The 25,717-nt window shown below is 65.5% G+C and carries 24 protein-coding genes; 11 read left to right on the plus strand and 13 right to left on the minus strand.

Annotation, left to right across the window (positions count from 1 at the left end; translation table 11 throughout):
* Positions 1-53: 53 nt before the first annotated feature.
* On the minus strand, positions 54-488 hold the full coding sequence (locus C7402_RS13525) for a hypothetical protein (RefSeq protein ID WP_112177046.1): 435 nt from the start codon (positions 486-488) through the stop codon (positions 54-56).
* Between the two features lie 220 nt (positions 489-708).
* On the opposite strand from C7402_RS13525, the gene C7402_RS13530 reads away from it, so the two are divergent.
* The 7 genes from C7402_RS13530 (at position 709) to C7402_RS47995 (ending at position 8,293) form a co-directional block, all read left to right on the plus strand.
* Entirely contained in the window at positions 709-1,410 is a 702-nt protein-coding gene (locus tag C7402_RS13530; protein ID WP_116611021.1) for a CDP-alcohol phosphatidyltransferase family protein, read from the plus strand.
* Positions 1,407-2,216: a HalD/BesD family halogenase gene (locus C7402_RS13535; RefSeq protein WP_116611022.1), complete on the plus strand. Its 810-nt coding sequence runs from the start codon at positions 1,407-1,409 to the stop codon at positions 2,214-2,216. The genes C7402_RS13530 and C7402_RS13535 overlap by 4 nt, the downstream gene beginning before the upstream one ends.
* The gene (locus tag C7402_RS13540; RefSeq protein WP_112177043.1) at positions 2,213-3,223 is read left to right on the plus strand and encodes a flippase-like domain-containing protein; all 1,011 of its coding nucleotides are present in this window, start codon (positions 2,213-2,215) and stop codon (positions 3,221-3,223) included. The genes C7402_RS13535 and C7402_RS13540 overlap by 4 nt, the downstream gene beginning before the upstream one ends.
* Positions 3,224-3,251: 28 nt before the next feature.
* Positions 3,252-4,031 carry a phosphocholine cytidylyltransferase family protein gene (locus C7402_RS13545; protein WP_112177042.1) on the plus strand — a complete coding sequence of 260 codons (780 nt, stop codon included), beginning with the start codon at positions 3,252-3,254 and terminating at the stop codon, positions 4,029-4,031.
* Between the two features lie 197 nt (positions 4,032-4,228).
* Positions 4,229-5,632 carry an MFS transporter gene (locus C7402_RS13550; protein WP_112177041.1) on the plus strand — a complete coding sequence of 468 codons (1,404 nt, stop codon included), beginning with the start codon at positions 4,229-4,231 and terminating at the stop codon, positions 5,630-5,632.
* A 66-nt stretch (positions 5,633-5,698) separates the two neighbouring features.
* A complete protein-coding gene (ggt, locus tag C7402_RS13555) occupies positions 5,699-7,432 on the plus strand; it encodes a gamma-glutamyltransferase (protein WP_116611023.1) in 1,734 nt (577 codons plus the stop codon).
* 327 nt (positions 7,433-7,759) lie between these two features.
* Complete coding sequence (locus tag C7402_RS47995; protein WP_116611024.1) at positions 7,760-8,293, plus strand: helix-turn-helix transcriptional regulator; 534 nt, start codon at positions 7,760-7,762, stop codon at positions 8,291-8,293.
* Between the two features lie 42 nt (positions 8,294-8,335).
* Here the strand turns inward: C7402_RS47995 and C7402_RS13565 are convergent, their stop codons facing one another.
* The 3 genes from C7402_RS13565 to C7402_RS13575 form a co-directional block, all read right to left on the minus strand.
* Positions 8,336-8,527, minus strand: coding sequence for a hypothetical protein (locus C7402_RS13565; RefSeq protein WP_116611025.1), 192 nt, complete (start codon positions 8,525-8,527; stop codon positions 8,336-8,338).
* 33 nt (positions 8,528-8,560) lie between these two features.
* Positions 8,561-10,273 carry an FAD-dependent oxidoreductase gene (locus C7402_RS13570; protein WP_116611026.1) on the minus strand — a complete coding sequence of 571 codons (1,713 nt, stop codon included), beginning with the start codon at positions 10,271-10,273 and terminating at the stop codon, positions 8,561-8,563.
* A 276-nt stretch (positions 10,274-10,549) separates the two neighbouring features.
* Positions 10,550-11,371, minus strand: a complete 822-nt coding sequence (locus C7402_RS13575; RefSeq protein ID WP_112177036.1) for a helix-turn-helix transcriptional regulator — start codon at positions 11,369-11,371, stop codon at positions 10,550-10,552.
* A gap of 227 nt (positions 11,372-11,598) precedes the next feature.
* On the opposite strand from C7402_RS13575, the gene C7402_RS13580 reads away from it, so the two are divergent.
* Entirely contained in the window at positions 11,599-12,627 is a 1,029-nt protein-coding gene (locus C7402_RS13580; RefSeq protein ID WP_112177035.1) for a VTT domain-containing protein, read from the plus strand.
* A 63-nt stretch (positions 12,628-12,690) separates the two neighbouring features.
* On the opposite strand, the gene C7402_RS13585 is transcribed toward C7402_RS13580, so the two are convergent.
* Positions 12,691-14,118: a DHA2 family efflux MFS transporter permease subunit gene (locus C7402_RS13585; RefSeq protein WP_116611027.1), complete on the minus strand. Its 1,428-nt coding sequence runs from the start codon at positions 14,116-14,118 to the stop codon at positions 12,691-12,693.
* A 296-nt stretch (positions 14,119-14,414) separates the two neighbouring features.
* Between C7402_RS13585 and C7402_RS13590 the strand changes: the two genes are divergently transcribed.
* The gene (locus C7402_RS13590) at positions 14,415-15,440 is read left to right on the plus strand and encodes an aldo/keto reductase (protein ID WP_116611028.1); all 1,026 of its coding nucleotides are present in this window, start codon (positions 14,415-14,417) and stop codon (positions 15,438-15,440) included.
* 47 nt (positions 15,441-15,487) lie between these two features.
* Here C7402_RS13590 and C7402_RS46925 read toward each other — a convergent pair whose 3' ends face one another.
* The 7 genes from C7402_RS46925 to C7402_RS13620 form a co-directional block, all read right to left on the minus strand.
* Positions 15,488-15,664, minus strand: a complete 177-nt coding sequence (locus C7402_RS46925; protein ID WP_165841885.1) for a hypothetical protein — start codon at positions 15,662-15,664, stop codon at positions 15,488-15,490.
* Between the two features lie 572 nt (positions 15,665-16,236).
* Positions 16,237-16,938, minus strand: a complete 702-nt coding sequence (locus C7402_RS13595) for a carbonic anhydrase (protein WP_112177032.1) — start codon at positions 16,936-16,938, stop codon at positions 16,237-16,239.
* Positions 16,939-17,287: 349 nt separating this feature from the next.
* Positions 17,288-18,118 (minus strand): ABC transporter ATP-binding protein, encoded by an 831-nt coding sequence (locus tag C7402_RS13600; RefSeq protein ID WP_116611029.1) that lies wholly within the window; start codon positions 18,116-18,118, stop codon positions 17,288-17,290.
* 40 nt (positions 18,119-18,158) lie between these two features.
* Positions 18,159-18,989, minus strand: coding sequence for an ABC transporter permease (locus C7402_RS13605; RefSeq protein ID WP_116611030.1), 831 nt, complete (start codon positions 18,987-18,989; stop codon positions 18,159-18,161).
* A gap of 37 nt (positions 18,990-19,026) precedes the next feature.
* The gene (locus C7402_RS13610; RefSeq protein ID WP_116611031.1) at positions 19,027-19,902 is read right to left on the minus strand and encodes an ABC transporter permease; all 876 of its coding nucleotides are present in this window, start codon (positions 19,900-19,902) and stop codon (positions 19,027-19,029) included.
* 21 nt (positions 19,903-19,923) lie between these two features.
* Entirely contained in the window at positions 19,924-20,988 is a 1,065-nt protein-coding gene (locus C7402_RS13615; protein WP_116611032.1) for an ABC transporter substrate-binding protein, read from the minus strand.
* Positions 20,989-21,253: 265 nt separating this feature from the next.
* Positions 21,254-22,501 carry an MFS transporter gene (locus C7402_RS13620; RefSeq protein WP_116611033.1) on the minus strand — a complete coding sequence of 416 codons (1,248 nt, stop codon included), beginning with the start codon at positions 22,499-22,501 and terminating at the stop codon, positions 21,254-21,256.
* A gap of 112 nt (positions 22,502-22,613) precedes the next feature.
* On the opposite strand from C7402_RS13620, the gene C7402_RS13625 reads away from it, so the two are divergent.
* Both C7402_RS13625 and C7402_RS13630 read left to right on the plus strand, forming a co-directional pair.
* On the plus strand, positions 22,614-23,495 hold the full coding sequence (locus C7402_RS13625) for a LysR substrate-binding domain-containing protein (RefSeq protein ID WP_112177026.1): 882 nt from the start codon (positions 22,614-22,616) through the stop codon (positions 23,493-23,495).
* Between the two features lie 514 nt (positions 23,496-24,009).
* Positions 24,010-24,417, plus strand: a complete 408-nt coding sequence (locus tag C7402_RS13630; protein WP_116611034.1) for a BON domain-containing protein — start codon at positions 24,010-24,012, stop codon at positions 24,415-24,417.
* Positions 24,418-24,603: 186 nt separating this feature from the next.
* Here C7402_RS13630 and C7402_RS13635 read toward each other — a convergent pair whose 3' ends face one another.
* Complete coding sequence (locus C7402_RS13635) at positions 24,604-25,557, minus strand: LysR family transcriptional regulator (protein ID WP_116611035.1); 954 nt, start codon at positions 25,555-25,557, stop codon at positions 24,604-24,606.
* Positions 25,558-25,717: the final 160 nt, after the last annotated feature.

Here is a 25,717-nt window from a genome sequence, read left to right on the forward strand (position 1 = left end):
GAAGAATCAAACGGCGGCGCCCCGAAACCGGATCGGCGCGCGCCGCCGGGCGCTCAGTCCTGCTGGCAGAAAATCGCGGTGAGCAGCGGGCCGGCGTGGTGGACGATGGCGTTGTTGCCCGCCGCCGTGAGCGCCGCCTGAACCTTGGCCTGCGTGGCGACCACGACGGCGCCGTAGGCCGAAGGTGCGATGGGCTTGCCGTCGCCGGTGCGAAAGAGCGGATCGTCCTTCTGAAAGCCGACCACGGCGAACACGCTGAAGCCGTACGCCGTCATATGCTGGCCCTGCGCGGGCCAGAACGCGTTGATCGAATTGCTTTCCACCCGCATGGGTTTCGGCTGGATCAGTTTCTGGTCGATGAGCGCCGAGATGAAGTCGTGCGCGGACTCCTTGCAGGTCAGGGAGTCGTCGATGACGACGGCGCGGGCGTTGTTCGCGAAGCACGCGATAGCAGTGGCGAAAAAGACAGCGACGGGGAAACGTTTCATTGCAAATAAGGCGCGAAAAGTGCGTGCGCGGATGCCGGAATGCGGCGAGCGCACAATGCCCGGTCCGCTGCGAAGGCATGCACTCTACGCGGGTTCTGGCGATTTCGCTTGCGGCGCTGCGGAATGGGGTTCGGCACAAATATTACATTGCGTAAGGTGATTGAGGCTTGAACGTCGGAAAACCTGCAAGTTTTCTGGAAGCCGTATATATTGCGAGGTTATGACTGGAAAAGACAAACCTGAGAAAGCGGCCCCGCGCGCGGCGCCGCTTCCGCGCACCTGGGACGCGCGGGCCGCACGCTGGCTCGTGACGCCGCTCGTCCCCACGCCTGTTACCCCGAATCACCTGACCACCCTGCGACTGCTGATCGGACTCGCCGGTGCCTTCTATCTGGCGCGCGGCGACTTTCTGCACGCCAATATTGGCGCATTTCTGATCGTTTTGTCGAATTTTGTTGATCATACCGACGGCGAACTGGCGCGCATCAGCGGCAAAACCAGCCGTATCGGGCATTTCTACGATCTCGCAGCCGACGCGCTCGTGACCGTCCTGCTGTTCTTCGGCATGGGTTACGGCCTCGGCGTCGTGGCCGCCGCAACGGGCGCCGACTGGCGCGTGCCGCCGGCCGTGCTCGGCGGCGTTGCGGGTGTGGCCGTCGCCGTGATCTTCTTCCTGCGCATGCGCATCGAGGAAATGGCCGGCAAGGCCGGTACGCAACAGGCGTTCGCGGGCGGTTTCGAGACCGAAGACGTGCTGTATCTGCTACCCCTTGTCACGCTGACGGGCGTCGCCTCGCCGTTCATCATCGCGGCTTCGATCGGGGCGCCGTTGTTCGCCGTCTGGGTGGTGCTCGACTATGTGCGCGTCACGCGCCGCATGCGTCCCGGCAAGGAAACCAGTCAGGTGTGGATCAGCCGATGAGTGTGCAAGCAGAAGAAGAACAGGTTGTAACGTCTCCCATCCCGTCGTCAGCCGGCCTTTCGAGGGCCGCGGCCGGGGACCCGGAGGGCGCGGTTGGCCGCGCGCTGCGCCCGTTGAATTCGGGCCGCCTGCGCGAGGAGTACCAGAGCCAGGGCTCGTTCCTGTATCTCTCCGAATTCCTGCCCGCGGACGCCACGCAGCAGTTGATCGACGCAGCCAACGCGCTGCTGCCCGAGGTCAACCGCAATTATCTGCCGGGTCACAAGGCGGGTGGCAGCGTGAGCCGCCACACCATCGACCGCCTCGCGCCGTATATCGCCGAGCTGTACCGCTCGCCGCAACTGATCGCGTGGCTCGAAAAGATCACGGGCGACCGGCTCCAGCTTTCGCCCGAAGACGACCCGCACGCTTACGCGCTCTATTACTACACGCGCGCGGGCGACCATATCGGCTGGCATTACGACACGTCGTACTACGACGGCCGCCGCTATACGGTGCTGCTCGGCGTGATCGACGAGTCCTCGTGCAAGCTCGACTACGAGCTGCACACGAAAGACCCGAACAAGGCGGACCTGCCGGGCTCGGTGCAATATCCGCCGGGCTCGCTCATCGTGTTCGACGGCGACAAGTTGCGCCACCGCGTGACGCCGAGCCTCGACGGCGAAGTGCGCGTCTCGCTCACGCTCGAATATGTGACGAACCCGAACATGCGTCCGTGGCGGCGTTTCATCTCGAACATGAAGGACGCGATTGCGTACTTCGGCTTCCGTCAGGTGTTCCGCAAGGCGTTCGGAGGCAAGGTGTGAGTCGTGCCGCCATCCTGCTGCTGTCGATAGGCACGGCACTTTTCATCGCGCTGCTCGCGTGGCAGGGCCTCGGCTCGGTAACGGGCGCGCTCGCGGCCGCCGGCTGGGGGCTTGCGCTCGTCGCGGCGTTCCACGTCGTGCCGCTCGCGCTCGACGCGGGCGCGATCGCCGTGCTGTTCGGCAAGGGCGCACGGGTCGACCAGCGCGACGCGCTGCTCGCGCGCTGGACCGGCGAATCGGTCAACAGCCTGCTGCCGGCCGGTCAGATCGGCGGCCCGGTGGCGATGGTGCGCCAGCTCGCGCAGCGCGGCATGTCGATGCGCGACGCGGCCGCGGCCATCACCGTGAGCACCACGCTCCAGGCCGTCGCGCAGATCGTGTTCGCCGTGTTCGGCATCGTGCTGTTCTCGGCCTATGCCGCGAACGGCGCGCCGCGCGATCTCGGCGTTGCGGCGATCATCGCGACGTTCGTTCTGGGCGGCCTGATCGCCTTGTTTTATGTCGCGCAGCGCCGCGGCCTGTTCGGCCGTGCGATGCGCCTCGCTTCGAAGGTGTTCGGCAAGCACGACTGGTCTTCGCTTGCCACGCGCGCCGACGCCGTCGACGCCGCCGTCAAGTCGCTCTACGACCAGCGCGGCCGCGCGGCGGCCAGCTTCGCGCTGAGTCTCGCGGGCTGGCTCGTGGGCACCGCGGAAGTGTGGCTCGCGCTGCACTTTCTCGGCCATCCCGTGGACTGGATCGACGCGCTGCTGCTAGAGAGCATCGGCCAGGCCATTCGTGGCGCGGCCTTCGCCATTCCCGGCTCGCTGGGCGTGCAGGAGGGCGGCTATCTGCTGCTCGCGCCGCTCGTGGGCCTGCCGCCCGAGGCGGCGCTCGCGCTCTCGCTCGCCAAGCGCGCGCGCGAAATCCTGCTCGGCTTGCCGGGCCTGCTGTATCTGCATTTCAGCGAACGTAGCTGGCAACGCCGGCGCGCCGTGAGCGTGCCCGCTGTCGAAGTCGCCGATTGACCTTTTTTCTCCCAAGGAACGCTTGCGCATGCGCGCCATCATTCTCGCGGCAGGCCTTGGCCTGCGCCTTCAGCAACGCGCTGGAGAACAGTTTCCGAAATGTCTGCTGCAATTCGAGGGCGTGACGCTGCTCGAACGCCATCTGCAACTGCTGGATGAGGCGGGCGTCACGGAGGTCGTGCTCGCGCTCGGTTTCCAGCCTGAGCTGGTCGAGGCCGAACTCAAGCGCATCGGCTGGCCGCACAAGGTCGAGGTCGTGATGAATCCGCGCTTCGATCTGGGCAGCGTGCTCACGGTGCATCGCACGGCCGAGGCGCTCACGCGCGGCGGCGACGTGCTGCTCATGGACGCCGACGTGCTTTACGACGAGCGCGTGTTCGCCCCGCTCGTGGCAGGCGAGGCGCCGGCCAATCGTCTCCTGATCGACCGCGACTTCGAAGCCGGCGACGAGCCCGTGAAGCTGTGCCTGCGCGAAGGCGTGCCGGTCGAGCTGCGCAAGCAACTCGCGGTCGGCCTGCAATACGACACGATCGGCGAGTCGGTGGGCTTCTTCCGTCTGAACGAGGCGACGGCGAAGCGCTTCGCGCAGATCGTCGAGGGCTACGTCGATACGGGCCGCGCGAACCTGCCGCACGAAGAGGCGCTGCGTGACTTGCTGCTCGAACGCGGCAACGAGTTCGAGACGGCCGACGTGACCGGCGCGCCGTGGATCGAGATCGACTTTCCCAATGACGTGACGCGCGCCGCCGAACAGGTGCTGCCGCAACTGCGTCCGGTGGTGAGCCGCATGAAGCAGACGGCAGTCTGATCGACGCGTCGGGTTTTGCATGACGAGGCCGCGAGGCCCGCCGCCGCGCATGCGCGGCGGCGGCCTGCGCGGCCTTCGCTTTTGCAGCCCGCGCAAATGCGTGCGCGGCTTCATCTGTTGCCGGGTTCCTGTTTTCCGCAACACGGTCCATAATGGCAGCTTTACGCCATCAGCCACGCTGATCGCCGTTTCTGCCCATGCCATTAGCCCTAGGCACATTCATCGTTCCGCTCATTGTCGCGTGCTCGATGTTCATGGAGAACGTGGACGGGACGGTCATCGTCACCTCGCTTCCCGCGCTGGCCCGCGATCTCGGCCAGGACCCCATCACACTCAAGCTGGCCGTCACGAGCTACGTGATCGGTCTGGGCGTGTTCATTCCGATCTGCGGCTGGGTGGCCGATCGCTTCGGCTCGCGCAACGTGTTTCGCACGGCCATCGGCATCTTCATGGCGGGCTCGCTGCTGTGCGCGGCCTCCACCTCGCTCGGCATGTTCGTGGCCGCGCGCTTCGTGCAGGGCATCGGCGGCGCGATGATGGTGCCGGTGGGCCGCATCATCATCTTTCGCTCGCTGCCGAAGTCGGACTTCATCCGAGCGGTTAACTATCTCACCGTGCCCGCGCTGCTAGGGCCGGTCGTCGGGCCGCCGCTGGGCGGTTTCATCACCACGTATTTGCACTGGCGGTTGATTTTCTTCATCAATATTCCGATCGGCGTGCTCGGCATCTGGCTCGCCAACCGGCATATCGCGAACATGCACGAGGAGCATCCGGGGCGGCTCGACTGGGTGGGCTTCGTGCTGTCGGCGGGCGGGGCGTCGCTCTTCATGCTTGGCCTCTCGCTCGTGGGCGGCGAACTCGTTTCGAACGGTAAAGCCGTGACGATGTGCGTGATCGGCGCATTGCTGCTGGCGGCCTACTGGTTGTATGCGCAACGAGTCGAGCGGCCCGTGCTCGACCTGAAGTTCTTGCGCATTCCCACCTTCAACGCGAGCGTCGCGGGCGGGTCGCTCTTTCGCATCGGGCTCGGTGCCGTGCCGTTCTTGTTACCGCTCACGCTTCAGGAAGGCCTGGGGATGACCGCGTTCGCTTCGGGCGCCATCACGTGCGCCTCGGCGTTCGGCTCGATCTTCATGAAGGCGATCGTCTCGCGCGTGCTCGGGCGCTACGGCTTTCGCCGCACGCTGGTCGTGAACGCGGCGATTGCGGGCGCGGCCATCGCGATCTGCGGTTCGTTCTCGCCGGGCATGCCGGTGTGGCTGATCTGGCTCATCGTGCTTGCGGGCGGGATCTTTCCTTCGCTGCAATTTACCGGCCTCAATTCACTCGCCTATGCCGATATTCCGACGCGCGACATCGGCCGTGCCACGAGTGTGGCGAGCGTGATCCAGCAAGTGTCGCTCGGTCTTGGCGTGACGATCGCGGGCCTCGTGCTGCAAATTTCACATCGGGTACAAGGGCACTCGTCCATCGTCTGGTCCGACTTCTGGCCGGCGTTCCTCGTGGTCGGGCTGTTTTCGGTGGCGTCGATTCCGGTGACGATGCGCCTGCCCGCGAATGCGGGAGAGGAAATTGCGCGTGGCCGGCGTGGCAAGGCGTGACTTCAACGCTACGCACGCGCAGGCGTGCAGCCATGGCCGATAAACCGAATCATGGGGGTGCACTCAATGGCGCTGGTAGAAAAAACAAAAGTTTCCGCTGCGGCTCTCGCACTATTCTCGCTTTGCACGTTTTCCACGGGTTTTCTCGAAGCCACGCCGGCCTTCGCGAAAGACACTCAGCATCGCCCGGCGGTTCTGAATGCATCGGCGGTGGCCGTTGCCGATCAATACGCGGCTGACACGGCCGAACGCATCTTCAAGGAAGGCGGCAACGCGGTCGATGCGAGCGTGGCGATCGCATTTTCGCTGGCCGTGACCTACCCGGAAGCCGGCAATATCGGCGGCGGCGGTTTCATGACGCTCTACATGAACGGCAAGCCGTACTTTCTCGACTATCGCGAACGCGCGCCGCTCGCGGCCACGCGCACGATGTACCTCGACGAGAAGGGCGACGTGATTCCCGGCAAGAGCCTGTACGGCGTGGATGCGGTGGGCGTGCCGGGAACGGTGGCGGGCATGTGGGAAGCGCACAAGCGCTTCGGCAAGCTGCCGTGGAAGCAGGTGCTCGCGCCCGCCATCGAATACGCGCGCAACGGCTTCGTCGTGGACGAACAACTCCAGAAGCGCCGTGAGGCCGCGCAGAAGGACTTCGCGGGCAAGACCAACTTCGACGAGTACTTCGGCAACCTCAAAGAAGGCGAGACGTTCAAACAGCCCGAACTTGCCGACGCGCTCACGCGCATTGCGAATCAAGGACCGAAGGGCTTCTACGAAGGCAAGACCGCCGATCTCATCGCTACGCTCATGCAGAAGGACCACGGCCTCATGACGAAGCGCGATCTGCGGGAATACAAGGCGGTGTGGCGTCAGCCCGTGGAAGCGAAGTGGAACGGCTACGACGTCATCACTGCGCCGCCACCGAGTTCGGGCGGTGTCGGCCTCGTGCAACTGCTCAAGATGAAGGCGATGCTCGCGCCGCAGTTCAAGGACGTGCCGCTCAATTCGGCGCAGTACATCCATCTGATCGCGGAGATCGAGAAACGCGTGTTCGCGGATCGCGCGCAGTACCTCGGCGACCCCGACTTCTACAAGGTGCCGGTCGCCCAACTGACCGACGACGCCTACCTCGCGAAGCGCGCCGCCGAAGTCGATCCCGACAAGCCTTCGGACACGAAGAGCGTGCAGCCCGGACTCGGCACCTCGATGCCCGAGAAAGCGGAAACGACGCACTTCTCGGTGGTCGACAAATGGGGCAACGCCGTTTCGAACACCTACACGATCAACGGTTACTTCGGGTCGGGCGTGGTCGTGCCGGGCGCGGGCATCGTGCTCAACGACGAAATGGACGACTTCTCGTCGAAGCCCGGCGTGCCGAACATGTTCGGCGTGGTGGGCAGCGACGCGAATGCGATTGCGCCGAAGAAACGCCCGCTTTCCTCGATGTCGCCGACCATCCTGACGAAGGACGGCAAGGTGGCGCTCGCGGTGGGCACGCCGGGCGGCTCGCGCATTTTCACCATGACCTTCCAGGTCATCACCAATCTCTATGACTTCAGGATGCCGTTGCCCGACGCGGTCGCGGCGATGCGATTCCACCATCAACTGCTGCCGCCGAACACGATTTTCTGGGAGCCGACGCACCCGATCACAGGCGATCTCGCGAAAGCCCTGGAGGCGAAGGGCTATGTGCTCAAGGGGCAGGACATCAGCGGCGATATTCAGGCTATCCGTGTCGAAGGCGAGACGCCCGAAGCGGTTTCCGATCCGCGCGGCCGTGGCGTGTCGCGCGTGATCCCTTAAAGCGCGCCGCCGGCACGAAACCTTGCGCCGCGAATGACGGCCATGCGTTTCGCATCGGCAACGTCCTGTAAGGCTGTGAAAGTTTGCATGTGATGATTGTTTGTCCTCAATTCTGGGGATGCAGCTTCGTTTTTCATCGCGTAGTATGCAACTTCCGGCGGAAGACAGCCCTTTGCCGGCGTGTGTTTTTGTTGGGGCGGCGTTTGCCGCCCCATTTTCTTTTCGGCATCAGCGTTTCATATTGAGTTCGTCAGACGAGATCATTAAGCTCTGACGATTGCGCCAGGAGCCCGGCGCGCCCGCCAACATCTCATCGCCCCAAGCCGCATGGACCTGACGAGCAGCGAACTTGCGCAGATCGCCGACGTCTTCAGACTGCTGGCCGATCATCCCTTGCCTGAGGACGTGTTGCGTCTCGAAGTAGGCCGGCGCCTGCTCGACCTCTTGTGCGCCGACGGCCTGCATGCGGGCGTGGAACTATTTGTCTGGTCGGGCGAGGCGGATCTGGCCGATCTGCGCATCCGGCGCGGCAAGCAGCGCGAGCATCTTTCCGGGCGCGAACTGGCTTTGTTCGATCTGGTGCGTCCGGCTTTCGCGGCTGCGCTGGCGCGCTCGCGCGCGCATGCGCCGGTGGATTCCGGCGAGGCCTCGGCCGGGGAGAGCGAAGCCTTCAGCCGCCTGACGCGTCGCGAGCGCGACGTGGTGGCGCTGGTGGTGGAGGGGCTGCTCGACAAGGAGATTGCCGAGCGGTTGGGCATTTCCTATACGACCGTGCGCACGCATCTCGATCGTTCGTTTCAGAAACTCGGCGTCAGCAACCGCTCGCGCCTCGCGCGGCTCGTGCAGTCGGCGCAGCGCTGACGCGCGCTTCGGCCGCCGCGCAGGCGGACGAAGCGCCTCCTTTTATTCCGGCTGCGGCGCGGCGATGTTTGCGCCAGCGGCTTCGATCAAACCCAGGCAGGTTTGCGCGTCGCCGATGCGCTCGATCGCGAGCAGCGCGAAGCGCGCGAGAAAGAGCGGGCCGTTGGCTTCGCCCAGTCCCGTCATGGTCCTGCACAGTTGCGTGTAGACAGTGTCGAGTTCGCTGTCGGTCATGGCTTTCTCCAGATGAACGTGATGGGCCCGCGCTCAGGTGCGCAGCGCGTGGTCGAGGGCGGCGAGCGCCTGTTCGGCCGCACGGGCGGCGTCGCCGTGCCAGCGGCCGAGCACGTGGCCGTCAGGGCGCACGAGATACAGCGTGCCTGGCTGCGCGCCGTACAGGGGGAAGAGGCGCCCCGTATGATCCCAGCCGATCGGGCGCTGCGCGTCGGCGGGCTGGCGCGGCGCGAGCGGTACGAGCGGCACGAGCGCGAACGGCAGACCGCACTGGCCAAGCTGCGCTTCCAGCGCGGCGAGGGGGGCGGGCGTCGCGCCGTCTTCGCTGAAGTAGAGCGCCGTGAAGCGCGGCGCGAGCAGATCGGTCACGTGACCTTCGCGTGCGCCCTCCCGATCGACGATCATCAGCGGACATTCGGGCAGCACCGTGCCCGGCGTGGGACCGAGCGCGAGCGCATCGGAAACGGCATTGATCGGTGAGGTCGTATAAGCGATGGCCGAAGTCTGCCGCGGATTGATCAGCGAGCGCACGGCGGCGTGCTCGCGCGCGAGGCTCAGCACGGCGGTGCGCATGAGGTCGAACGCGAACGACGGCGGCGCCATGAACTCCGTGCTCTTCGTGCCGTAGCTCAGGTTCTCGTGGGCCGCGAAAACACGCTCGTCGGAATAGCTGTCGAGCAAGGCCTCGTTCGCGAGCCCCTTCACGACGAACGCGACTTTCCACGCGAGGTTGTCGGCGTCGTCGATGCCCGAGTTCGCGCCACGCACGCCGAAGATCGGCACGAGGTGCGCCGCGTCGCCCGCGAACAGCACGCGGCCGTGGCGATAGCGTTCGAGCGTGAGCGCATTGGCCTTGTAGATCGTGATCCAGATGGGCGACCACGACGCCTTTTCGCCCATCATGTCGAGCAGGCTCTGCACGCGCGGCATGACGTTCTCGGGCTTGATCGCCTCGTCGGCGTCCTCGCCGTCGCGCAGTTGATAGTCGATGCGCCACACGTTGTCGGGCTGCTTGTGGACAAGCACGGTCGAGCCGGGATTCGACGCCGGGTCGAAATACGCCAGGCGCTCCGTGGGCCGCGGGCTGTCGAGCAGGATGTCGACGATCACGTAACGGCCTTCGTAGCTCGTGCCCTGGAGCTTGAGGCCCAGCGCTTCGCGCACCGTGCTGCGGCCACCGTCGGCGGCGATGAGCCAGCCGGTTTGCGCCGTGTAGTCGCCTTCGGGCGTGGAGAGCGCGAGCGTCGCGCCGTGCGCGTCATGCTGCACGGCCGTCACCTTCGTGCGCCAGCGGATGTCGATGAGATCGGCGTGGCGCTCGGCTGCGTCGAGCAGGAACTGCTCGATGTGGTATTGCGCGAGATTGACCATCGGCGGCAGCTTCTGGTTTTCGTCCTGCGGCATCGTGAAGTGCAGCACTTCGTCGTCGCGATAGAAGCTGCGGCCCCCCGTCCACGGCAGACCCTTCGAGAGGAAGCCGTCGAGCGCGCCGAGGCGCTCGATGATCTCCAGGCTGCGCCGCGAAATGCAGATCGCACGGCTGCCGTAGCAGACCGATTCGTCCGCCTCGATCAGCACCGAGCGCACGCCGTGCTTTGCAAGGCCGAGCGCAATGGCGAAGCCGACCGGGCCGCCGCCGACGATCGTCACGGCGTGGCGCTCCATGTCGCGGCCGCCTTCGAGTTGGGGCAAGCGGGCGGCGTACTGCTTCGCCTCGAACGGATACGGGGTGAATTCGGCGCTCATCGTGTGTTCCTGTCGCGGCCTGCGCGTGCGCCGGCCTCAGAAGAAAGGGCGAAGGGGGGCATGGGGAAATGCGTCTCCGATACGAAAGTCTTGTTTTTGATGGCCCAGGGCGGCGTGCATGCCGTGCGTGGGCCTGCGCCGGCGGCGTTGGGAAAGCGCTGGCGATGGAGGCAGTATGGAGCGAGCAGGGAGGTCCGCTGTCCTCAATTTGGGTACAGCGGGCTTACGGCGGGGAGAGGGGGCGTGCGGACGGGGTTGTTCGCGCCGCTCGGGCGCTTAGCCCTGATCGGTCGCGAGGCACAACGCAAAAAGCTGCCGCTGGCTCGAAATGCCGAGTCGCTGATACGCGCGCTTCTGGTACGTCACGACGCTGCTGGGCTTCACGCCCATGCACTCGGCGATTTCCACCGCGCTGCGCCCTTCGAGCACGCCGCGCAGGGCGTCGAGTTCGCGCTTGGACAGCGTGGGGCACAGCCCTCGCAGCCGCGCGAGCATCAACTGCGGAATGCCGAGCTGGCTCTGGCCGCGGATCGTGTAGTGATGGCGCGCCGACTCGCCGATCAACGGGGCGAGCGATTCGACCAGTTCGACTTCCGCAGGCTGGAAATTGCCCGCGTCGCTTTCGCGGTAGAGGTTCACCGAAAGCCAGATGTCCGCGGCGGGCTGCAAGAGCAGCGAAAGCCGGTCGGAGACGTTGGGGGCGGCGTAGCACGCGGCGCGGTAGCCGTCGTGCGCGATGTCCGCGCTGCTTTGCCAGTGCAGCACGAGCGACGACGAGCCGGGCTTGTCGGCCGAGCCGCCGGTGACGATCTGCTGGTTGCCGTCGAGTGCGTAGAAGAGGCGGGCGTAGGTGTCCGCGACATCGCGCAGGAAGCGCCCGCCGCGATGGTCGGCCACGGATACCGTGCGTGGCCGGTTGCCGAATTCGTAGGCGAACACCGTGCACTGCGTGACCGACGTGGCCGGGCCGAGCATGTTGAGCACTTCGGCGGCGAGCGCGTTGGCGTCGTCGCGTCCGATGGCGGAAACGAGGCTGGTGACGCGCGAGAGGTCGAATTGACCCGCCTGCCTCGGTCGGTCGAGATGCCAGTAACGCATGTTTCTTAACGGAAAGCGGCTGAAAAAAGCAACTTCCACGAGAGTAGCACCGTTTCGCATCGGCGCGAAAGCGGCAACGGCGGGGCCGGATCGCCGGGCCCCATGCCGCCGTTGCCCAGGCGTCGAGGTGAGCAAGGAAACCCGCCTTGCTGTAATCTCCACCCTCGGCTGGCGCGTGCGCGCCATGTTTCCTTACCTGACCCACGCTGCGCGCAGGATATCTCGAAATGTTGACGCTCCCCACCGCGATTCCACCCGATTTCGGCGCCGGAGCGGTCTTTCTCAGCGTGCTCGTCACGCAACTGGGCGTGCCCGTGCCGGCCGCGCCGGTGCTGATTCTCGCGGGCACGATGGCGGCCGGCGGGGAAACGTCGTATGCGAGCCTGCTGGCGGCGGCGGTGATCGCCACGCTGCTCGCCGATTCGCTCTGGTTTGCGGCGGGCCGCATGCGTGGCCGGCGTCTGCTGAACGGCCTCGTGCGTTTTTCCCTGTCGCTCGACACGACGATCCGGATCGCGCGCAACGTCTTCGAGCGTTACGGCGCACCGATTCTCTCCGTGGCCAAGTTCGTGCCGGGGCTCGGCCTCATTTCCGCGCCGCTGCTCGGCACGACCACGGTGGCCGTGCATGTTTTCCTGCTGTGGGATTCGATTGGCGCGGCCCTGTGGGCGGGCACCTGGCTGCTCGGCGGCGCGGCGCTCCATGCGGAAATCGTGCGCTTCGCGGCGTTCGTGCGCGCCAACGGCATGACCATTTTCGACGTGCTGGCCGTGGCGGGCGTGGTGTTCCTCGCCTGGCGCTTGCTGCGGCGCATGCAGTTTCGCCACTGGCTCGCCACCCACCGTATTTCGCCCGACCAGCTCGACGAAATGATGAAGTCGAGCGCGCCGCCCATCGTGCTGGACGCGCGCCCGCAAACCGTGCGTGAGAAGGAGTCGTATCGCATTCCCGGCGCGCGCCCGCTCAACCTCGAATCGAGCGAGGAACTCTCGCCCGAGTTGCTCTCGCGACCGATCGTGGTGTATTGCGTGTGCCCGAACGAAGCGACGGCCAAGCGTATCGTCAGCCAGTTGCGCAACAAGCACATCTATCACGCGCGCGCGCTGCGGGGCGGTCTCGACGCCTGGGAGCGCCACGGCTATCCGGTCGAGCCGCTCTCCACCGAGTTCCATGCCGCGCACGCCTATGCCGATGCCGAGGCGCTCGAAGCGGGCAACGACGAGGAATACACCGTGCGCGCGAGCCTTTCCAAATAACGCTGCGCCGCGCCGGGCCTCGCCTGATGCCCGGCGCTTCTTTCCCTCGCCGCGCGCGTCTCGCTACGCGCGCTGACTGCGCGAGCCGCCGCCCACATTCTGGCCGGCATCGCGCGCCATCCTTGCATAACCCCACACCGAAAGCAGCGTGAGCACGCCTGCGCCGAGGAACGCCAGGCGGAAGTCGTCGAGCGTGAACACGTGGCCGGTCGTTTCGCCGTTGGCCGTCGCCGCCACGCGCAGCGCGAGCGCGCCGAACGCAATGCCGAGACCAATGGTCATCTGCGCCGCCGCGCTCCAGAGCGTGCTGGCGGCGCTCATCTGCGGCTGCGCGACATCGGCGTAGGCGAGTGTGGCCAGCGTGGAAAACTGCATCGAGCGCGTCATGCCATAAACGAACACGACGATCAGCACGATGGCGATCGGCGTGCCGGGCGTGAGCAGGCCGCATGCGATCAGCGAGACGCCGGCAATCGTCACGTCGACGACCGAAACGAGCCGGAAGCCCCAGCGTTCCAGGATGCGCGTGGTCAGCGCCTTCATGCCGAGGTTGCCGAGCGCGCTCGCGAGCAGCAGCAGGCCGGACTTGAACGCCGAGAGCCCGAAGCCGATCTGGAACAGCAGCGGCATCAGATAAGGCGCGGCGCCGATGCCGATGCGCGTGACCGAGCCGGTTACGACCGTCACGGAAAACGTCGGGATTTTCAGCGTGGACACATCGATGAGCGGATGCGGATGGCGTTTCGCATGCGCAAACGCGATCACGCCGATCGCGATGCCCGCCGCCACGATCGCCACCGCGACCCACGGATTCTCGCCCGGCTGGCTGGCGCGCTCGGCCCCGTAGAGGATCGCGGTGAGCGACGCGCCGCTCAGCACGAGGCCCGTCACGTCGAGCGGACGGCGCTGCTCGCCGCGCAGGTTCGGCACCAGCGCGGCGATGGCCGCGAGCACGGCGAGCCCGAAAGGCACGTTCAGCAGAAAGATCCAGCGCCACGACGCATAGGTCGTGATGAAACCGCCAATGGGCGGCCCCACCACGGGCGCGGCAATGGCGGGCCAGGTGATCGTGGAGATCGCCTGCATGAGCTTGCTTTTCTCGGTGCTGCGCACGACCACCATGCGCCCGACCGGCACCATCATCGCGCCGCCTATGCCTTGCAGGATGCGCGCGGCCACGAACTCATCGAGGTTCTGCGCGATCCCGCACAACACGGACGCCAGCGTGAACGTGACCACGGCGCCGAAAAAAACCGTGCGCGAGCCGCAGCGGTCCGCCACCCAGCCGCTGGCCGGAATGAAAATGGCGAGCGCGAGCATGTAGGCGGTCACGCCCAGACTCAGGCTGTTCGGGCCGACGCCGAACGAGCGCGCCATCTGCGGCAGCGCCGTGGCGATGACGGTCGTGTCCAGATACTCCATGAAGAAGGTGGCGGCGACGACGTACGGCAGCCAGCCGATGCCGCCGGAGCGTTGCGCGGGAGCGGTCATCGGACCTCCGCGCCCGCGCGGCGGGCAAGGGTGACGGGGGAGCGTGGGCGGTGCGAAGGGGAGAGGATCATTTGCAGTGAGCAGTGCTTGTTGCCGATCGGAACATGACGGACCGGATAGTGAAGCAGAAAGCGCGCGCGCAAAGGCAACAGTTTCCGTTACGCAAACGCTTATGTACAGCCGCGATGCTGTGCGGGGGCGCGGTGCGGGGCTGCCGCCACGCTCGAATCGATGCGCGTAGACTCGTCGGCTGACTGCATTTCATCGTCAACCTCTCTCTATGTGGAGAATCGGAAATGGAACACCGTTTTCTGGGCGCGTCGGGATTCAAGGTGCCGGTGCTGAGCTTCGGCACGGGCACGTTTGGCGGCAAGGGCGAGTTTTTCGAGGCGTGGGGGGCGACCGATGTCGCCGAGGCGCGCCGCCTGATCGATATCTGTCTCGAAGCCGGCGTCACGATGTTCGATAGCGCCGACATTTATTCGGGCGGGGCGTCGGAGTCGGTGCTCGGCGAAGCGCTCAAGGGCCGCCGCGACAAGGTGATCATCTCCACGAAGGCGACCTTCCGCTTCGACGACGAACCCAACAACGTGGGCTCGTCGCGCTTCCATTTGAAGCGAGCGGTGGACGCGGCGCTCAAGCGCCTGCAAACCGATTACATCGACCTGTTCCAGCTACATGGCTTCGACGCGAGGACGCCGGCCGAAGAGGTGCTGTCCACGCTCGACGAACTCGTGCGCGCGGGCAAGATTCTCTACACCGGGGTGTCGAACTTCTCGGGCTGGCATCTCATGAAATCGCAGGCCGTGGCCGATCGTTACGGCTACCCGCGCTACGTCGCGAACCAGACCTACTACTCGCTGATCGGGCGCGACTACGAATGGGAGCTGATGCCGCTCGGGCTCGACCAGGGCGTGGGCGCGGTGGTGTGGAGCCCGCTGGGCTGGGGGCGTCTCACGGGCAAGATCCGGCGCGGCCAGCCGCTGCCCGGGACAAGCCGCCTGCACAAGACCGCCGATCAGGGGCCGCCAGTGCCGGACGAATACCTCTTTCGCGTGATCGACGCCATCGACGACATCGCGAAGGAAACCGGCAAGACCGTGCCGCAGATCGCGCTGAACTGGCTGCTGCAACGCCCGACGGTCGCGACGGTGCTGATCGGCGCGCGCGACGAGGCGCAGTTGCGCCAGAACCTCGGAGCGGTGGGCTGGAATCTCACGCCTGAGCAGGTGGCGAAGCTCGATGCCGCGAGCGCGGTGCGCCCGGCCTACCCGTACTGGCATCAGGAAGGTTTCGCGGAGCGCAATCCCTCGCCCGTGTGATGCCGTCGGGGCGCGCCTCGCGCAGCGTATTTGGCGGCGAGGCGCGCTCAGACGTCTTCGGCCTGGCGCAGGATCTGGTTCGAGCCCAGATGCAGCGCCAGCGCGTAGAACTCGCGTTCGGCGAGATTGAGCGCCTTCGCGGCGACCATCGCGCGGTGATGATCGTTCGGATGCAGGAACAGCTTCACTTCGATTTTGCCGTGCGACTTCTGTGCGGACTCCATGGACTTGCTCCTTCGGTAATCGGGCGTTCGGCCCGTGACGGGTGAAGTGCCCATTACCGGGCGTCCATACGCGCAAGGGCGCGCGCCGTCTGACGCCACACGAGTGGTGACATGAAAACGGCGATGACGCGGAGTGGGCCTTGGGTTTGCCTGCCATCGCGTGTGCGCGACGACAGGACACGCGTGCAGAACTAGCGCAGCGCGGTACGACGTGAAGCGTCGGTAGTACGGGTGGTACGGGTGAAACCGGGATGAGACGTGTGGCGTAGCGGATACGGCGTGGCAACGTACGGCATGAGCGACCAACCTCCGGAATTATTTTTCTTGTGCGGCAGGACGCCGCATGTAGTACGGGCGGAAGTGTACTCGGGTTTTCACCTAGGTAAAACCCCTAAAATGAAAAGAATTGTTGCCTTAATTGAGAAAATCGCGCGGCAATGCGCGAGCCGCGCCGTTGAACGCGCTTCAATTCATGCGCAATGCATAAAAGAGGGATTGGCAGGGCGGCGAGAACCGCCGCCCCGGCGACGCCCCGTGAGGGCGCCGTGATGATTGGGCGCGTCAGCGCCCGGTCATTCCTCGACGCGCTTGCGCAGGCGCGTGCGCGCCTGGCCGAGCGATTCGAATTTTCCGTGCGCTTCGTCCAGCACGGTGACCTTGCCGTGTCCGATGTCGTACACCCAGCCTTGCAGTTCGAGCTGGCCCTGGGCCACGCGCGCGGCCACCGCGGGGTGCGTGCGCAAGTGCGTGAGTTGCAGGCGGACGTTTTCTTCGACGAGCGCCTGGACGACCTGGCCGTCATCCAGCCCGCGCGTTTTCACCACGCTGCGCGCGGCTTCGGCGTTGCGCAGCCAGGCTTGCACGGTGGGCATGTCGGCGGTCGCTTCGGCGCCCGAGGCGAGCCCCTTCATCGCGCCGCAATCGGTATGGCCGCACAGCACGATCTGCTTCACGTTGAGCGCGAGCACCGCGAACTCCACGACCGCGGAAACGCCGCCCAGCATTTCGCCGTAAGCCGGCACGATATTGCCGATGTTGCGGCAGACGAACAGGTCGCCGGGCTTGGCCTGCGTGATCATTTCCGGCGAGACGCGCGAGTCGGCGCAGGTGATGAACAGCGTGTGCGGCGCCTGGCTATGGGCGAGGCTGTGAAACAGCTCCTTGTTGCCCGGGAACACGTGATGAGTGAATTCGTCCACGCCGTCGAGCAGATGTAGCAAATCGCAGCCGCACGAGTCGGAGTGATCGTCGTGCGAATGAGTGTGGTCTGGCATGGATGTTTCTCTCTTTATCATGAATCGACACTATCGAATGGCAACAGCGTGAGTTTACGCTGAGGCGACCCCTTGCGGATCGGAAAACTGCCAGCCGCACCACGCGAGACACCGGCTCGCCCACACTCCATTCGTCGAACCGACGGGATATGTTGGCAAACAGGCCGAAAAAGCCGCAAAGCACGGGAAAGTGGGCTGGAGCGTGAAGCGCGGGCGCAACATGCGTTTCCGTTCGAAGACGCATTTTCTCACGCCGCGCGCGATTGGCACATTCGGGGTGTCGCCGGTTGAACCGGCATCATGATCATGAGTCACGGGCAAGCCACGACCGGCCAGTCGGTCGGTGCGCTCACCACGCCATGCGCCACGGTTCCGGGGGGATGGCGGGGTTGGAAGCCGTCTCGCTACCGGCGAGCGTCGTCGCTTCGGAGAATTCGGCAAGTATCTCGTTGCGCAGCCGCGCGAAACGCGGATCGGCGCGCTCGCGCGGGCGCGGCAAACCGACCTCCACGATGCGCCGGATGCGGCCCGGACGCGGCGCCATCGTGACGACCCGGTCGCCCAGGTAAATCGCTTCGTCGACATCGTGTGTGACGAGGATCATCGTGATGCGCTCGCGCTCCCAGATACGCAGCAGCTCGTTTTGCAGGCGGCCGCGCGTAAGCGCGTCGAGTGCACCGAACGGCTCGTCGAGCAGGAGCACGCGCGGCCGGTTCACGAGTCCGCGCGCGATCGCCACGCGCTGCGCCATGCCGCCTGAAAGCTGATGCGGATACGCATGTTCGAAACCGTTAAGCCCCACGAGCGCGATGTGTTCGGCCACCGCCTGGTCCTTCTGGCGCGCGGACAGCGGCGCATTGCGAAGCGCCGCGAGGATGTTCTGCGCGGCCGTGAGCCACGGGAACAGCCGGTGATCCTGAAACACGATGCCGCGTTCGAGCGACGTGTCGCGCACGCGCTCGCCGCCCATCATGATCGCGCCGCTGTAACCGGCGTCGAGGCCCGCTATGAGGCGCAGCAGCGTGGACTTGCCGCAACCGCTCGCGCCGAGCACGCTCACGAATTCGCCGGGGCGCACGTGCAGCGTCACGTCGTCGAGCACGACGAGCGCCGAGTCGCCCGCACCATAGCGTTTGCTCACGTGAAGGATGTCGATTCCTTCGGGTTCCAGGGTACTCATCGGGCGGTCTCTCTCAGGATCAATTGAATGGCAGTACGAATCATTGAATGGTGACGTGAAGGCGGGCCAGCACGGCGCGTTCCACGAACCGCGCGAGCGCGTTGAGCGCCCAGCCCGTGACGCCCACCACGACGATGCCGAACAGCACGAGGTCCATGCGGAACTGCTCGCTGCCGTCGATCAGCAGATTGCCGATGCCGCTGCCCGCCACGAGCAGATATTCCGCGCCGAGCGTGGCGAGCCACGAATAGATGAGCGCGAGATAGAGGCCCGTGAAAATGGAGGGCAGCGCGGCGGGCAGCAGAACGTAGCGGATCAACTGGACTCGCGAATAGCGCAGCGCGTGCGCGAGTTCCACATATTTGCGCGGCACCGCGTGAATGCCGTCGCAGGTGTGCGCGGCGACCGGCAGCAAGGCCGCGAGCGAAAGAAAGACGACCTTGGCGGCGTCGCCCAGTCCGAACCACACGGAGATGAGCGGAATCCACGCGAACAGCGAGACCTGCTTGAAGGTGTCGAAGCTCGGACCCACGATGCGCGCGGCAACGCGCGAAAGCCCGAGCGCGCCGCCCAGCAGCAAGCCTGCCGAAGCGCCGATGGCGAACCCGCACGCTTCGCGGGCGAGCGAGGCCGACAGCGCGCGGATCAGCGCGCCGCTCTCGATCTGTTCCAAAGCAGTGCGAAATACGTCGGCGGGACTCACGAGCAGGCCGCTCTTCACGAGATGCGCGGCGCTCACGGCCCACCACAGCGCAATGGCCGCGACGGGCAGTGCCGCGCCGCGAAAATCGACGCGACGCCGTGGCGTTTCGACTGTCGCTTCACAGGAGCAAACGGGGGGCGCGTCTTTGCGCGCGAGCGAAAATCTCATGACGATTTCTCCTTTCGACCATGCGCAGCGAAGGCAATCAGCCGCGAAACGCCGAGGGCGTGCCGCGCCGCAAGCGCTTTTCCAGCGCGTCGAGCAACCGGTTGATGACAAAGCCGACCGCGCCCACCACGACCACCGAGGCCATCACGAGGTCGAGCTGAAAAAGTTGCCGCCCGTACACGATCAGATAACCGAGCCCTTCGGACGACGCGACGAGCTCGACCACGACGAGTGCGAGCCATGCCTTGGTAAACGCGAGGCGCACACCGGTTGCGAGCGTTGGCACGGCGGCCGGCAGCACGACCTTCACGATGCGTTGCCAGCGCGTATAGGCAAGCACGCGCGCGACTTCGTCGAGCGCCGCGGGCGTTTGCCGAAAGCCCTGCATCGTGCTGAGCGTCACGGGCACGAGCGCCGCGTGGCCGATGAGCAGATACTTGAGCGGCTCGTCCACGCCCACCAGCAACAGCAAAAACGGCAGCCAGCCCAGCACGGGAATCTGCACGATCGCATTGAAGCTCGGCAGCACCCACGCTTCGAGCGTGCGCGAGAGTCCGAGCGCCGCGCCGATCGCGAATCCCAGCAACGCGCCGCCCGCGAAGCCGAGCAATACCCGTTGCAGGCTGATCAGCGTGTTGCGCGCGAGTTCGCCGCTTTGGGCGAGATCGACGAGCGTTTCATACACGCGCTGCGGCGCCGGCAGGATTTGCGGCGCGATCCAGCCGCGCGCGCTGCCCACGCTCCAGAGCAGGAATAGCAGTGCGGGCAGCAGCCAGGGCGCGAGACGCCACGCGCAGGCACGCAGCGCGCTGCGCCAGCGCGAGTTCGCATACGCGTGCGGAGCGGTCGCGTCGCTGCGCGAAGCGACGGCCCGTGGCGTGTCGGATGAGATCGTGATCGCGGTGTCGGTCATCTCGCCTGTTTCCTTGCGTGCTCAGCCGAGCGGCTTGCCCGCCGCGTCGTAGCGGGGCCAGTAGTGATCGAGCTTTTGCGCATGCAGTGCGTTGTCCAGGTAGCGCGGCTCGAACCACGAATCCACGTCCACGGGCTGGCGAATGAGCTTCAGGCGCAGTGCGTCCTGCGCGACGGCCTTGTAGCGCGCCACGATGAACGGATCGATGAGCGGCGAATTGCGGTCTTTCAAACGCTGGTCGGCGAATTCGGCTTGCCACGACGCGTAGCTCACGCCGCTTTTCGCCCAGAGCTTGAAAAGCGCGTCGCGATTCGCTTCGTCGGACGACCATTGCGCCGCCTGCACGAACACGTCCACCACGCGCTGCACGATGTCGGGGTGCGCTTTCTCGAAGCCGTCGAGCACAAGCAGATGCGACTGACGCGTGAACTGCGGGCCATCACGCTGCGACTCGTAGACGATGCGCGCGAGCCCCTGGTCGCGCAGCCGGTAGAGGTGATAGTCGTTCACCGAAGCGTCGATGCCCTTCGAGGCGAGCGCGGCGAGCGAGCTGGCGGTGTCGAGGTTGATCACGCGAAGCGCGTGCTCGTCGAGCTGGTTGGCGGCGAGCGAATTGTCGGCCACGAGTTGCAGATTCGTGCCGCGAAAAATGGCGACGCGACGGCCCTTGAGGTCCTTGATCGAATGGATGTCCGAGTCGGGCGGCACGCCTATCTTCACGCCCGAGCGCACGCCGGATTCGAGCAGGATGCGGGTCTTGAGCCCGTTGGCGCGCGCGAGCACGGCGGGCAGGTCGCCCTGAAACGCGAAGTCGAGCGCATTGTTGGCAATGGCCTCGTTCACGGCCGGGCCCGCGCCTTTGAAGAACAGCCATTCGACCTTGATGCCGTCGGCGGCGAAGGCCTTTTCCAGCAACTGCTGGTTTTGCACGGTGGCGGCCGGGGAGCCGCCGAAGGTGGGCGGATCGCCTGCGCCTTGCTGCGCGACGCCGATACGGATCACGCTGGGCCGATCGGCGGCGGCGTGCAGCGACGCGAGCGAAAGCGCGGCGCAAAGCAGGTACTGCAAGACGCGATAGGAACGCATGGGCAGGTTCGGACAGGAGTGACAAAGCGAGGGGCACTCCAGCGAGCCGTGGCTGGCCGTCGTTGCCCGTGGGTCATTCTTTTCCGGACCCGGCGATCAGGACAACCAATGAATCGAGATTTGCTTTTCTCGACCGGGATGTTGTATCGCACGAGTACAGCGCGCGACGCTCGCGCATCCATGTTAGTGGAGCACGGCGCGCGTCAAAGGAAGAAATCGTGCTATCGAAATGAACGCGGGCGCAAAGCCGCGCCACGCAGGCGCTTTATTGCGTTTCGATCGCGTGGCGCGCCGCGCTGGTGCGCCGCGAGGGCATGAAGTACCACACCGCGCACAGCACTTGCAGCACCACAAGGATGGCCCACACGGTTTGATGCGCGACGGCGGGGTAATGGCCGTCGAGTGCGGGCCAGTGCGCGAGCGCGGCGCCGATCGCGATCTGCAACACGAAAATGCCGATGAAGATGACGAGCGTGAAGGTGGTGTTCACGCGGCCGATCAGGCGTGGCGGAAAGTATTCGGCGAGCACCGCATAAGTGAGGATGCCGGTGCCGCCGAGCGCGCCATATGCCGCCCACAGCAGCGTGGCGGGCAGCGGCGCGCGCGCCGCGAGCAGGGCCTGCACGAGCACGAAGAGCGCCATCGTCACGCCGGAGAAAAGGTGCACGCTCACGCCGCGCCGCTCGAAGCCGCGTGCGAGCGCGCCGAAGCCGATGTTGCCGGCAATGAACGCGCCGCCCAGCACGGAAACGAGCGAGGCCGCGCGCGTGCCGATATCGGCGGTGCCGGCCGGCACGACATCGCGCAGGAACGCGCCCACCCACAGCGACTGCATGGCGTAGAACACCGCCTGGGTGAGGCTGGAGAAGGTCGCCGTTTTCCAGAACGCCCGGCTGCGCAGGATGTGGGCGGTGCCCTTGAACTGTTCGAGCACGCTCGCCTGGTGGTGGGTGTCGCGCGTGCGCGGCCCGCCCATCCAGATGATGGCGGCCACGACGGCCGTGAGCACGGCCAGGCCGAGGCTCACCGCGCGCCACGGCGCAATGGAGAGCAGCCACGAGAGCGGCGCGCCCACGGCTACGCCGCCCAGGCCCCCCACGGCCATCACGAGGCCGTTCACGAGCGTGAGCTGCGCGACGGGAAAGTGCTGCGCCGTGGCCTTGAACGCGCCGCCCAGGCACACCGAGACGCCCACGCCGATCAGCAGGCGGCCGACCATCATCGCGGCCAGGTTGTGCGAAACCCCGAAAATCACCGCGCCCGCCGCGGCCACGAGCATGACGCACGCGGTGACGCGGCGCGGCCCATAGTGGTCGAGCAGCACGCCGCCCGGAATCTGGGCACCCGCGAAGCCGAGGAAATAGACGCTCGTGAGTGTGCCGAGGTCGGTGGCGGTAAAGCCCAGTTCGTGCGAGAGAAAAGGCGCAAAGCCGAGATTCACGCCCCGAAACAGGTACGAAATGAAGTAGCCGAGCGCGAATACGGCGAATACGCGCAGTCTGAGTGAGGTCATGGTACGGGTGAAGCCCGAAAGCGGATTGAATGCCTGGGCTCGATTATTGGCGATTGTGGTGCATGAGGCCAGAGAGAGATTTCAAACGGCATTGTGAGTAGAATTTGACGTCATGGCCCGATCCCTCCCACCCTTGCAGGCGCTGCGCGCCCTAGAAGCCGCCGCGCGGCGGCGCAGTTTCAGCCGCGCCGCGGAAGAATTGCATTTGACGCACAGCGCCGTGAGCCACCATCTGCGTGCGCTCGAAACGGAGCTTGGCGTTGCACTGTTCCGGCGCACCGGCAGCCGCATGATTCCCACGGCGGCGGGCGCGCAACTCGCCGAGCGCGTGCGCCGCAGTCTCGACGACCTGCGCGAGGCGCTCGACGCCACGCGCCCCGGCGTGAGCGGCGTGACGCGGCTCGAACTGAGCGTGATGTCCGATTTTGCGTCCGTCTGGCTGATTCCGCGGCTCGGCGACTTCTACGACCGCTATCCGATGGTCGATCTGTCGTTGCGCATGCACGCCGACATCACGCCGCCCGATCCGTATCCGTTCGACATGGGCATCTGGCACCGCCGGGTCGAGGAACCCGGTTTCCAGATCCGCAAGCTGCTGGACGACCAGGTCGTGGCCGTTTGCAGCCCGGCCTTGCTTGCCCGCTATCCGGACTTTCGCATGGAGGATCTCGCGAAGATGCCGCTGCTGCGCTTTTCGCGCCGTTCGTGGCGCGACTTCTTCGACGCCGCGGGTGTGGCGGGCGAGGAGCCCGAGCGGGGCCCCGTGTTCGACGACGCGGGCTTGCTGCTGCAAGCCACGGTGGCCGGGCAGGGCGCGGCCACGGCGCGCCTGCAACTGGCGCGCGGTTTCATCGAGCGCGGCGCCCTGGTGCAACTCGGCCAGGTGCGCATTCCCGCGTCGCTCGACTATTACTTCACATGGCGCGAAGGGCATCCACGCGAAGCGGCCATCCAGCAGTTCTATCGATGGATCAAGGCGCAATTGGCCAATTGAAGCGGCCATGCACTCGCATTGCCAATTGGCTATTCGGGGTAAACCTGTGCTCGCGTTGTCAACGCTGCGAGTGCGATGCGCGTTGCTCGTTCAATAGAGAGGCCGAATACGCCGCAAAGCGCCATTAGCGTCCGTATTCATGTGGCATGCACCAAGGCGGAACACGCTTTAACGCATTGCGCCGAAATGCTTAATAGCCGCAATGTTGGATGCAATGCAGCGCCGGCGAAATGACGCTTGAACGCTTTACAAATGCATTTACGCAACGCGCTTCACTATTTGGGCAAACAGGTCAAACGCCCCATTCGAACATGGAAAGCGATTTGTCTGCTGAAAAGAATGCCAGAGTGTGGCGTGGAATCACGGATCTGGCACGCTTCGCATCAAGAATGAAATTGTTGGAGTATTGTTACTCCCCAACGCGTTTTGGCGCGCGAATGTTTTGTGGTGAATGTGTGTAGTGAACCGACCCGTTCCGGGTCAGCAATAAGACTGTGACAACAGGAGAAACTGCATGAAGGCAATTCAGGTATTCAAGCTGGCGGCAACCACGGTTCTCGTGGCGGCTTCGTTCCAGGTCTACGCACAAGATGCGGCCTCCGCACCCGCAGCGCCCGCGGCAGCCGCCACGGCCAGCGGTCCGACCGCTGCCGCCCAGCACAACGTCAACCAGTCGAAGGCTGCGCTGAAGCAAGCCCGCGCCGCCAACCGCGCGCTCGGCCGCAAGGTCCGCTCGGCCCTCGCCCGTGACAAGCAAATCAGCGTCTCCAACATCACCGTGCGCGCGAAAGACGGCGCCGTCATCCTGCAAGGCACGGTGCCCGAGCAGTCGCAGGTCGATCGCGCAACGGACGTCGCCAAGGGCGTTCAAGGCGTGACGTCGGTGCGCAACGCGCTGACGATCCGCCCGGTTGGGACCTGATCGATCCGCGTATCGCGTGCCGGCACTCGCCTCGCGCCCCTGAAGGTGCGGGAGGCGGCGCCGGAACCGATAAGCTCCGGGTTCGTCCCGAAGGCCGCACATGCCATCCCCTGGTGGATGGCATGTGCGGCTTTTTTATTGCCCGCCGGGCGCGGCTCAGGGCGGCTCAGGGTGCGTTAGGGCGGGTCAGGGCTCTACGTAGTGCATGTGCGGCGATTCGCCCATCAGCAGCGGACGGTTGGCGTCGGCCGCCGCGCGCAGGTAGTCCCACAGCGACGTGATGCGCCGCAACTTGCGCAGGTCCTCGCGGCTGCACAGCCAGAAGCGCCGCGTTACGACGATCTCGTCGGGCAGGATGGCCACCAGGCGCGGGTCGGGCTCCGCCATGAAGCAAGGCAGGATGGCGAGCGCGCTACCCTGCAATGCAGCATGGTATTGCGCGATCACGCTGGTGCTGCACAGGTTCGCCGTCACGTTCGGCGCCGTTCGTTCGAGATAGAGCAGTTCGTGGCTGAACGCCAGATCGGCGACATAGCTGATAAACGCGTGATTGCGCAGGTCAACGGGCGAACGGATGCGCTCGTGGCGTTCCAGATAGGCCGGCGTGCCGTACAGGCGCAACCGGTAGTCGCACAGCTTCGTGTAGACATACTGCCCGCGCTCGGGCCGCTCCAGCATGATCGCGAGATCGGCCTCGCGCTTTGACAGGCTCACGAAATGCGGCACCGGCAACAGGTCGATCGACATGTCGGGATGCTGGCCCGTGAAGCGCGCCAGTTGCGGCGCGAGAAAAAAGCAGCCGAACCCCTCCGTCGAGCCCACGCGCACATGGCCCGAGAGCGACTGCGCGCCCAGCGCGAACTGCTCGCTGGCCGACTGCACTGTGGTTTCCACTGCGTCGGCATAGGCCAGCAGGCGCTGGCCTTCGGCCGTCAGCACGAAGCCGCCTGAGCGCGACTTGTCGAACAGGACCGTGCCGAGCGCCGCCTCCAGCTCACGCACCCGGCGCGCGACCGTGGTGTGATCCACGCCCAGGCGCTTTGCCGCCCCGCTCGCGCGTTGCGTGCGCGCGACTTCGAGGAAGTAGCGCAAATCGTCCCAGTTCAGTGTCTCCATTTTGCTCGTTGTGTTTTTTTGCATATCGGATGGGCTTTTTCATCTATATGCCGTGGATATTCGAGTAACTATACTCGTTGCAGACCGCAACATATACGGTCACGTACAACAAGGATGGAGACAGACGATGCCCATGCAGTCGACCGCCACGCCCGGCGGCAGCGCAACACGCTCGCCTTCAACG

This window comes from Paraburkholderia unamae (assembly GCF_003096875.1).
GTDB classification, from domain to species: domain Bacteria; phylum Pseudomonadota; class Gammaproteobacteria; order Burkholderiales; family Burkholderiaceae; genus Paraburkholderia; species Paraburkholderia unamae.

Excerpts from the sequence above, each read along its gene's own strand:
- C7402_RS13525 (WP_112177046.1), bottom strand. The coding sequence starts at position 488 with ATGAAACGTTTCCCCGTCGCTGTCTTTTTCGCCACTGCTATCGCGTGC.
- C7402_RS13530 (WP_116611021.1), top strand. The coding sequence starts at position 709 with ATGACTGGAAAAGACAAACCTGAGAAAGCGGCCCCGCGCGCGGCGCCG.
- C7402_RS13535 (WP_116611022.1), top strand. The coding sequence starts at position 1,407 with ATGAGTGTGCAAGCAGAAGAAGAACAGGTTGTAACGTCTCCCATCCCG.
- C7402_RS13545 (WP_112177042.1), top strand. The coding sequence starts at position 3,252 with ATGCGCGCCATCATTCTCGCGGCAGGCCTTGGCCTGCGCCTTCAGCAA.
- C7402_RS13550 (WP_112177041.1), top strand. The coding sequence starts at position 4,229 with ATGCCATTAGCCCTAGGCACATTCATCGTTCCGCTCATTGTCGCGTGC.
- ggt (WP_116611023.1), top strand. The coding sequence starts at position 5,699 with ATGGCGCTGGTAGAAAAAACAAAAGTTTCCGCTGCGGCTCTCGCACTA.
- C7402_RS47995 (WP_116611024.1), top strand. The coding sequence starts at position 7,760 with ATGGACCTGACGAGCAGCGAACTTGCGCAGATCGCCGACGTCTTCAGA.
- C7402_RS13565 (WP_116611025.1), bottom strand. The coding sequence starts at position 8,527 with ATGACCGACAGCGAACTCGACACTGTCTACACGCAACTGTGCAGGACC.
- C7402_RS13570 (WP_116611026.1), bottom strand. The coding sequence starts at position 10,273 with ATGAGCGCCGAATTCACCCCGTATCCGTTCGAGGCGAAGCAGTACGCC.
- C7402_RS13575 (WP_112177036.1), bottom strand. The coding sequence starts at position 11,371 with ATGCGTTACTGGCATCTCGACCGACCGAGGCAGGCGGGTCAATTCGAC.
- C7402_RS13580 (WP_112177035.1), top strand. The coding sequence starts at position 11,599 with ATGTTGACGCTCCCCACCGCGATTCCACCCGATTTCGGCGCCGGAGCG.
- C7402_RS13585 (WP_116611027.1), bottom strand. The coding sequence starts at position 14,118 with ATGACCGCTCCCGCGCAACGCTCCGGCGGCATCGGCTGGCTGCCGTAC.
- C7402_RS13590 (WP_116611028.1), top strand. The coding sequence starts at position 14,415 with ATGGAACACCGTTTTCTGGGCGCGTCGGGATTCAAGGTGCCGGTGCTG.
- C7402_RS46925 (WP_165841885.1), bottom strand. The coding sequence starts at position 15,664 with ATGGAGTCCGCACAGAAGTCGCACGGCAAAATCGAAGTGAAGCTGTTC.
- C7402_RS13595 (WP_112177032.1), bottom strand. The coding sequence starts at position 16,938 with ATGCCAGACCACACTCATTCGCACGACGATCACTCCGACTCGTGCGGC.
- C7402_RS13600 (WP_116611029.1), bottom strand. The coding sequence starts at position 18,118 with ATGAGTACCCTGGAACCCGAAGGAATCGACATCCTTCACGTGAGCAAA.
- C7402_RS13605 (WP_116611030.1), bottom strand. The coding sequence starts at position 18,989 with ATGAGATTTTCGCTCGCGCGCAAAGACGCGCCCCCCGTTTGCTCCTGT.
- C7402_RS13610 (WP_116611031.1), bottom strand. The coding sequence starts at position 19,902 with ATGACCGACACCGCGATCACGATCTCATCCGACACGCCACGGGCCGTC.
- C7402_RS13615 (WP_116611032.1), bottom strand. The coding sequence starts at position 20,988 with ATGCGTTCCTATCGCGTCTTGCAGTACCTGCTTTGCGCCGCGCTTTCG.
- C7402_RS13620 (WP_116611033.1), bottom strand. The coding sequence starts at position 22,501 with ATGACCTCACTCAGACTGCGCGTATTCGCCGTATTCGCGCTCGGCTAC.
- C7402_RS13625 (WP_112177026.1), top strand. The coding sequence starts at position 22,614 with ATGGCCCGATCCCTCCCACCCTTGCAGGCGCTGCGCGCCCTAGAAGCC.
- C7402_RS13630 (WP_116611034.1), top strand. The coding sequence starts at position 24,010 with ATGAAGGCAATTCAGGTATTCAAGCTGGCGGCAACCACGGTTCTCGTG.
- C7402_RS13635 (WP_116611035.1), bottom strand. The coding sequence starts at position 25,557 with ATGCAAAAAAACACAACGAGCAAAATGGAGACACTGAACTGGGACGAT.